Below are 7398 nucleotides of genomic sequence, written 5' to 3'. Positions count from 1 at the left end.
TTAGGCCACGCGAATTGGCTGACGCGCTGCAGATCGGGACCGTCGATTTGGCCATCGGCCCCTTTCCCGACATATCGGGGGCCGGCATCCACACCGAAACCTTGTTCGAGCGTGGCTTCCTGTGCGTCGTCGCCCAGGATCATCCTCGTCTCGGCAAGGGAGGCCTGACCCTGCCGGCCTTCCTTCAGGAAGCCCATCTCGTGGTGTCGTCGCCGGGGCGGACGGAAGAAGTGTTCGAACGGTTCCTGGATGAGAAAAAGCTGAAGCGCCGCATAGCGTTGTCGGTTCCGCACATGCTGTGCGTTCCGGCGGTGATCGCGGCCTCCGAGCTCATCGCGACGGTGCCGGAATCCGTGGGACGCGACTTCCAGAGCTATGAGGGGCTTCGTGTGATCCCGCCGCCCATAGAGACACCTGTCATTCGCGTCGCGCAATACTGGATTGAGCGGTTCGCGAAGGATCCCGCCACAACCTGGTTGCGGGCGCAGGTGCGGATGCTGTTCGCCAGGCGCGCAGGCTGATTTCGTCACCTCCGCAGCGCTCTCCCCGAGGCTCATATCTCCACGATCCCCGGGGAGGCGCCGGCATGCGCGGTCAATGCGTCGCAAATTCCTTTTCATGCAGCCAGGCGGCGTGGCGCGGGGGTTTCTTGGTCTGCGCCCATTCCTCAATCATGGCAGGGGCAACCGATTTCAGCCGTGCCAGCGTCTCCGGCGTGGCGGTCCAGGCCGCAAGCTCAAGGCGGTGGCCGGACGGATCGAAGAAATAGATCGACTTGAAGATGTCGTGGTCGGTCGGGCCAACCACGTCGAGCCCTGCGGCCTGCGCCTTTACCTTCACCACTTCCAGGGCCTCCACGTCGCCCACTTGGAAGGCGATGTGCTGCACCCATTCCGGCGTATTGGGGTCGCGGCCCTGTGGCGGCGAGTTGGGCAACTCGAAGAAGGCGAGGATATTGCCCGCGCCGGCGTCGAGGAAGATGTGCATGTAGGGGTCCGGCTCTTTCGTGGAGGGGACCTTGTCCTCCGCAATCGCGCCGATCAACTCCATGCCGAGAATATCGCGGTAAAAGTCGACCGTCTGTTTTGCGTCGCGGCAACGATAGGCCACGTGGTGGATTTTCTCGATGAGCATCTGCCCCTCCCTTGATTTGGGCTCCGTGGCGCATGGGTCCGATCGCTTGGACATGGGATTGCGTGCGGCCAGGATGCGCAATCCCTAACAATCGGGGAGCGCAGCATCAATGTAATAATGGGCAGGAACAGGTCCGGATTTTCCATATATTGATAGTTACAAATATTGAGCCGCGGAACGCGGCGGCAAAGCGCGAATCCCTTCGAAGTTCGGCATAAAGCCGGAAAATGTCCGCCGACGCCGTAGTATCAGTTGCGGGGACCAAGGCGCAGGGCTCGCTCCAGGCGGTCAAGGGCGTCGAGCAGGACCTGCGTGCCCTCGGGTCCGAGGTCGACGCACAGCTTCGATTCAAACGCCGCCATGTCCGGTATGAGTGTGCGGTAGGAACGCCAGCCTTGGGCCGTCAGCGAGAGGAAGTCTTCCCGGCGATCCTCGGGATTTTCCGTGCGGGCGAGCCAGCGCCGCTCTTGAAGCGCGTCCACCGCACGGCTGACCTTGGTCTTGTGCAGGCGGGCGTGGGTTCCCACCGTCTTCGCGGTAACGCCTGGAAACTGGGCGACCGTGGCGAGAACCCGCCATTCGGGAATGGTGAGGCTGTGCTTGCGGCCGTAAACCTCCTTCAGCCGCTCGGAAACCGCCGCGGCGGCGCGGTTGAGGCGATAGGGGATGAAGCGTTCGAGGTCGAGGATCGTCATGGCTTGTTAGTTACATTTTCAACCATCAGGATCGCAACCTAAATTGGGAGGTTGCTATGAATGTTCTGCCCCACTCATCCTTCTCAGGAATTCACGAGCGCGGGAGCGCCCTCGTTCCGGGCTACATGTCCGGCTTTGGAAATTCGTTCGAGACGGAAACGTTGCAGGGGGCGCTGCCCATCGGGCGCAACTCGCCGCAGAAGATCAACTTCGGGCTTTATGCCGAGCAGCTCTCCGGTTCGCCCTTCACCGCGCCGCAGGCGGTGAACGAGCGCTCCTGGCTGTACCGCATCCGGCCGACGGTGAAACATTCCGGGCGCTACCGGCGGGTGGACCGGGGCTTCATCCGCACGGCGCCGAACGCTCGAAATGAAAGCGATTTAACACTCGGCCAGTATCGCTGGAGCGCCATTCCGCTCCCCGAGGAGAAGCTGACCTTCCTGACCGGCCTGCGCACCCTCACCACCGCCGGCGACGCGGACGGCCAGGGAGGCATGGCCGCGCACATGGCCTTCGTTACGAGTTCGATGGAGAACGAATACTTCTTCGATGCCGATGGCGAGCTTCTCGTGGTGGCCCAGGAAGGCCGGCTGCGCTTCCGCACCGAATTCGGCGTCATCGACATCGCGCCGGGTGAAATATGCCTCATCCAGCGCGGCGTCATCTTCAAGGTGGAGCTGATCGACGGTCCGGCCCGCGCCTATGTCTGCGAGAATTATGGCGCCACCTTCACGCTGCCAGACCGCGGCCCTATTGGCGCCAACTGCCTCGCCAACCCGCGTGACTTCCTCACCCCCGTGGCGGCCTATGAGGACAGGGAGGAGTTCTCGCTCCTTTATGTGAAATGGGGTGGCGAGCTTCACGTCACCGAAATCGGCCAGTCGCCGCTCGACGTGGTGGCTTGGCACGGCAACTACGCACCCTACAAATACGACCTGAGGACCTTCTCCCCGGTGGGCGCCATCGGCTTCGACCACCCGGATCCATCCATCTTCACCGTGCTCACCTCCCCCTCGGGGACGCCGGGCACCGCGAACATCGATTTCGTGATCTTCCCCGAGCGCTGGATGGTAGCGGAAAATACCTTCCGCCCGCCGTGGTACCATCGGAACATCATGTCGGAGTTCATGGGCCTCATCTACGGCGTCTATGACGCCAAGCCCGAAGGATTCGAGCCCGGCGGCTTCTCCCTGCACAACCTGATGCTGCCCCACGGCCCGGACACCCAGGCTTTCGAGCATGCCTCCAACGGCGAGCTGAAGCCGGAGAAGCTTGAGAATACACTCGCCTTCATGTTCGAGACGCGCCTGCCCCAGCGGGTCACCGCGTATGCGGCTGGCGTGCCGCAGCTGCAGCAGAACTATGTGGATTGCTGGGCGGACCTGAAGAAGCATTTCGACCCCGCGCGCGGGACTGCATGGTGAGCCGTGCCTTAGCGCCGACCGGCCGACGGGGGCCGGTTGGCGCATATTCCGCATGCACGCCTTGAGCGCGGCCGACCACACGCCGGTCCGACCCCGACGAATGCATTCCGTCTGCCGCGCGCCAGGCGAGCGGAACGCCTTTGACCCACAAGGCTCGACGAGAAGCAACCGGATGCCTGACCCTTTCCGGTGGATCAAAAAAAGCGAACGCAGCTTGGTGCTGGGTGCCCCCACGGCGGCTCCGGCCGGAGGAAAAAACGTGAAGCGCTTTAATCTCATGGTCGCCACCACAGTGGGCACCACATTGGAATGGTATGATTTTTTTACTTTCGCCACGCTGGCGGTGCTCGTTTTCGATAAGCAGTTCTTCGGTCCGACGGACCCGTTCGTGGCCACGCTGCTGGCATTCGGCACGTTTTCCGTGGGCTTTGTTCCCCGGCCTCTGGGCGGCATCCTGTTCGGCATCGTCGGCGACCACTACGGGCGCAAGGCGACGCTCATCGCCCAGCCTCCTGCTCATGGGCGTTGGCACCTTCCTGATCGGTCTGCTGCCCACCTACGCCACGGCCGGCGTCTTTGCTCCCCTCGCGCTGGTGACGCTGCGTCTCGCTCAAGGCATCGCCGTGGGCGGCGAGGCGACCGGCACAATTTTGATCATCGCGGAATCCAGGCCGGCGGCCCAGCGGGCCTTCTGGACCAGCTTCACCATCTTCGGCGGCCCGCTGGCGAACATGCTCACCGCGGGAATCATCACGGGCATCCAGAGCTTCTAAGGCGACGAGGCCTTCCTCGCTTGGGCCTGGCGCATCCCCTTCTTTCTTTCGGTGGTGCTGATCGTGCTCAGCTTCTGGACGCGGGGGCGGGTGGAGGAATCTCCCGCCTTCCTGGAAATGGCGCAGAAGTACGACACGGTGGTCCGCGCCCCGCTCGCCCACGCCATGCGACACAATCGCCCGGAGCTCATCAAGGCTTTCTTCGTGAAGACGTCCGAGAATACGTTCCTCTACATCTCCAGCACCTTCCCGCTTCTGCTTGTCACAACCTATCTCCACATGCCGCGGGGCGATGCGTTGAAGCCCATCCTGTGGGGCTCGGCACTGGAGGTCACGGTCACGGTCCTGTCCGGCTACGTCTCGGACCGCATCGGGAGGCGTCCAGTGCTGATCGTCGGCTTGCTGGCGGCTGCGCTGTCGAGCTTCTCTCTGTTCACGCTTGCTCCCGGCGCCACATTCAACCAGATGCTGCCGCTGGTGCTCCTATGCCTCGCCAGCCATGCATCATCCTCGGCGCCATGGCGGCCTATCTCGCGGAACTGTTTCCCACCCCTGTGCGCTACACCGCGCTTTCGACCAGCTATCAGCTCGCCACGGTGGCGGGAGGCGCCGCCGCGCCGCTGATCGGGGTGGTGCTGCTGCAATTCACCGGCACGCCAATATCCGTCGCCATCTACGCCGCGATTATCTCCATCCCAGCCCTCGTCTGCGTCCTCGTCTCGGGTGAATCGAAAGGCGTCGAATTCTTCGCGGCCCCGCCGGCGGAGCCCGGCGCGGAGCCGCCTCTCGGTCAGCGCGCATAGGCGGAAGGCTTTCGGTGGCAGGATTTGGATCCAACGACACGACATTCGGAAAATCATCTCCATGATTGACGCGACCCACGACACGGCACGCACCAGCTGGGTGACATCGGCCAACGGCCATTGCGATTTCCCCATCCAGAACTTGCCTTTCGGCGTGTTCAGTCCCAAGGGGGGCGCCCCCCGCGGGGGCGTCGCAATCGGCGACCAGATTTTCGATCTGGCCGCCGCGGTCGAGCTCGGCCTGTTCGACGGCCCCACCAAGGAAGCGGCGGAAGCCGCCGCCGCACCGAGCCTCAATGCCTTTTTCGGCCTGGGGGCCGGAGCGCGCACAGCTCTCCGCGCACGCCTCGTGGAGCTACTCGACGCCAACGGCGTGGAGCGCTCCGCCGCGGAGGCTCAGGCAGAGCGTATTCTCCATCCCGCCGCGACCAACACGGCGCACTTGCCGGCGGCCATCGGCGACTATACGGACTTCTATGCTGGGATTTCCCACGCCACCAACGTGGGCAAGCTGTTCCGGCCCGATAATCCGCTGCTGCCCAACTACAAGTATGTGCCTATCGGCTATCACGGCCGCGGCTCCTCAATCGGCGTATCGGCGGGGGCGGTGCGCCGACCGAACGGTCAGCGCAAGCGTCCGGACGAGGCGGAGCCCTCCTTCGGCCCATGCCGAAACCTCGACTACGAGCTGGAGTTGGGCGTCTTCGTCGGCGCCGGCAATGCGCTGGGCGAGCCTATCCCCATCGGCGCGGCGGGCTCCCATATTGCCGGCTTCTGCTTGCTGAACGACTGGTCGGCGCGCGATATCCAGTCCTGGGAATACCAGCCGCTCGGCCCCTTCCTCGCCAAGAATTTCGCCACTACATTGTCGCCCTGGGTGATCACGCCGGAGGCACTTGCTCCCTTCCGCATCGCCCAACCGGTGCGGCCCGAAGGCGACCCCGCCCCGCTGCCTTACCTGTTCGATCCGCAGGACCAGGCCGCAGGCGCCCTCGACCTCGATCTCGAGGTGCTCATCGAGACCGAGGCCATGGCGGCGAAGGGGCTGCCGCCCCATCGGCTGTCCCGCGGCTCGACGCGCGACCTCTACTGGACCTTCGCCCAGCTTCTCGCCCACCATGCCAGCGGCGGGTGCAACCTCGCGCCCGGCGACCTGCTCGGCACCGGCACCATCTCGGGCACGTCGCCCGACAGCTACGGCTCTCTGCTGGAGCTGACACGGGGCGGCAAGGCGCCCATCATGTTGCCGTCTGGAGAGGAGCGTCGCTTCCTCGAGGACGGCGACACCGTCATCATCCACGGGCGAGCCGTGCGCGACGGCTTCGTCTCCATCGGCTTCGGCGAATGCCGGGGCACCATCCTGCCGGCGCCGGTGGTGTGACCTCATGCGGCTCTACACTTACTGGCGCTCCACCGCCTCCTACCGGGTACGCATCGCCCTGGGGCTGAAGGGAATAAAGGCGGAACACGTGCCGGTGCACCTTGTGCGCGATGGGGGCGAGCAGCATGGTCCGGCTTACCGGACCGTCAACCCGCAGGAGCGCGTGCCGGCGCTGGAGCTGGATGACGGAACAGTGATCCCCCAGTCCCCGGCTATCCTCGAGTATCTGGAGGAGGTCTATCCCGAGCCACCTCTGCTGCCAGCTCATGCGGTGGAGCGGGCGAAGGCGCGGGCGGTGGCGTCCATCGTCGGCTGCGACATCCATCCGCTCAGCAATGTCTCGCCGCTCACCTATCTGCGGCGGGACCTGGGGCAGGACGAAGCCGCCGTCGCGGCCTGGATCGCCCGCTGGATCCACGACGGCTTTCGCGCCGTGGAGCAACTGATCGGAGAGGAAGGCTTTGCCTTCGGGCCGGAGCCTGGCCTCGCCGATGTGTTCCTCATCCCGCAGGTCTATTCCGCCCGACGCTTCAACGTGTCCCTCGATGCCTACCCGAAGATCATGCGTGTCGATGCATTGGCTGCGGGCCATCCGGCCTTCATTGCGGCCCATCCAACCAACCAAGCCGATGCGGAATGTTAGTTGAGTTGCGAGACATGCGCTGGGCAGTCGTGGCCTCCGGGCACCGCAGCCTCAGACAAGCCGCGGAGACGCTCCGTGTGCGGGAGTCGACCTTGAGCCGCCGCCTGAGGGACCTGGAATACCGGCTCGGCACAAAGCTTTTCGAGAGAACCGCCAATGGCACGCGGCTCACCGCTACCGGAGAAGAGTTCATCGCGGTGGCGAAACACATCCTAGCGGAGACGGACGCAGCATTCGCGCGGGTAACTGCTCACCCCCGGTTTTCGGCAGCGCTTTCGGTATATGATTAACACGGGAATCGCGGCTTGATTCATATGTGGACGCCCCCTATGGCAAGGGCTTTTTGTCGGATGGGTTTGATCAGTTGCTTTCATATGTCCGGCCTGTTTGTGCGGCGTTGAGATGGCCGCTGGCCTTGATGGAAATCCGCCGGTGAGGTCCCTGATCAAGCTGGCGCGCATGTGAGGCGCATTGAATCAGACGGGTTGGCCTCACCATTGGCTGGATCGTTACTCATCATCGACTGCCACTGCCAATTCGGGTGT

9 protein-coding genes are annotated in these 7398 nt (G+C 63.9%); 7 read left to right on the top strand and 2 right to left on the bottom strand.

Features of this window, described 5'->3' with window-relative positions; translation table 11 throughout:
- On the top strand, window positions 1-521 hold a 521-nt coding region (locus V5F77_RS27930), incomplete at its 5' end, for a LysR substrate-binding domain-containing protein (RefSeq protein WP_429008340.1).
- Between the two features lie 73 nt (window positions 522-594).
- Here the strand turns inward: V5F77_RS27930 and V5F77_RS27925 are convergent.
- The gene (locus V5F77_RS27925) at window positions 595-1134 is read right to left on the bottom strand and encodes a VOC family protein (protein ID WP_429008339.1); all 540 of its coding nucleotides are present in this window, start codon (window positions 1132-1134) and stop codon (window positions 595-597) included.
- Between the two features lie 248 nt (window positions 1135-1382).
- Window positions 1383-1829: a MarR family winged helix-turn-helix transcriptional regulator gene (locus V5F77_RS27920; RefSeq protein WP_429008338.1), complete on the bottom strand. Its 447-nt coding sequence runs from the start codon at window positions 1827-1829 to the stop codon at window positions 1383-1385.
- Window positions 1830-1885: 56 nt separating this feature from the next.
- Here V5F77_RS27920 and hmgA point away from each other — a divergent pair, with 56 nt between their 5' ends.
- From hmgA to V5F77_RS27890, 6 genes are all read left to right on the top strand, one after another.
- Window positions 1886-3253: a homogentisate 1,2-dioxygenase gene (hmgA, locus tag V5F77_RS27915; RefSeq protein WP_429008337.1), complete on the top strand. Its 1368-nt coding sequence runs from the start codon at window positions 1886-1888 to the stop codon at window positions 3251-3253.
- Between the two features lie 518 nt (window positions 3254-3771).
- Window positions 3772-4026 (top strand): hypothetical protein, encoded by a 255-nt coding sequence (locus V5F77_RS27910; protein WP_429008336.1) that lies wholly within the window; start codon window positions 3772-3774, stop codon window positions 4024-4026.
- A 63-nt stretch (window positions 4027-4089) separates the two neighbouring features.
- A complete protein-coding gene (locus V5F77_RS27905) occupies window positions 4090-4650 on the top strand; it encodes a hypothetical protein (RefSeq protein ID WP_429008335.1) in 561 nt (186 codons plus the stop codon).
- Window positions 4651-4890: 240 nt separating this feature from the next.
- The gene (gene fahA / locus V5F77_RS27900) at window positions 4891-6210 is read left to right on the top strand and encodes a fumarylacetoacetase (protein WP_429008334.1); all 1320 of its coding nucleotides are present in this window, start codon (window positions 4891-4893) and stop codon (window positions 6208-6210) included.
- Window positions 6211-6214: 4 nt separating this feature from the next.
- Window positions 6215-6853 (top strand): maleylacetoacetate isomerase, encoded by a 639-nt coding sequence (gene maiA, locus V5F77_RS27895; RefSeq protein WP_429008333.1) that lies wholly within the window; start codon window positions 6215-6217, stop codon window positions 6851-6853.
- Complete coding sequence (locus V5F77_RS27890; protein ID WP_429008332.1) at window positions 6847-7143, top strand: LysR family transcriptional regulator; 297 nt, start codon at window positions 6847-6849, stop codon at window positions 7141-7143. Before maiA ends, V5F77_RS27890 begins: the two co-directional genes overlap by 7 nt.
- The last annotated feature ends 255 nt before the right edge of the window (window positions 7144-7398 follow it).

The sequence above is a fragment of the Roseixanthobacter psychrophilus genome (assembly GCF_043195195.1).
Lineage (GTDB): Bacteria > Pseudomonadota > Alphaproteobacteria > Rhizobiales > Xanthobacteraceae > NCEH01.
The sequence above is the reverse complement of the archived record's forward strand: the minus strand, read 5'-3'. Positions and strand labels throughout refer to the sequence as shown.

Bases quoted from the DNA above. Each gene is read 5' to 3' on its own strand.
- V5F77_RS27910 (WP_429008336.1), top strand. From the start codon at position 3,772: ATGGGCGTTGGCACCTTCCTGATCGGTCTGCTGCCCACCTACGCCACG.
- V5F77_RS27920 (WP_429008338.1), bottom strand. From the start codon at position 1,829: ATGACGATCCTCGACCTCGAACGCTTCATCCCCTATCGCCTCAACCGC.
- V5F77_RS27890 (WP_429008332.1), top strand. From the start codon at position 6,847: ATGTTAGTTGAGTTGCGAGACATGCGCTGGGCAGTCGTGGCCTCCGGG.
- maiA (WP_429008333.1), top strand. From the start codon at position 6,215: ATGCGGCTCTACACTTACTGGCGCTCCACCGCCTCCTACCGGGTACGC.
- fahA (WP_429008334.1), top strand. From the start codon at position 4,891: ATGATTGACGCGACCCACGACACGGCACGCACCAGCTGGGTGACATCG.
- V5F77_RS27925 (WP_429008339.1), bottom strand. From the start codon at position 1,134: ATGCTCATCGAGAAAATCCACCACGTGGCCTATCGTTGCCGCGACGCA.
- hmgA (WP_429008337.1), top strand. From the start codon at position 1,886: ATGAATGTTCTGCCCCACTCATCCTTCTCAGGAATTCACGAGCGCGGG.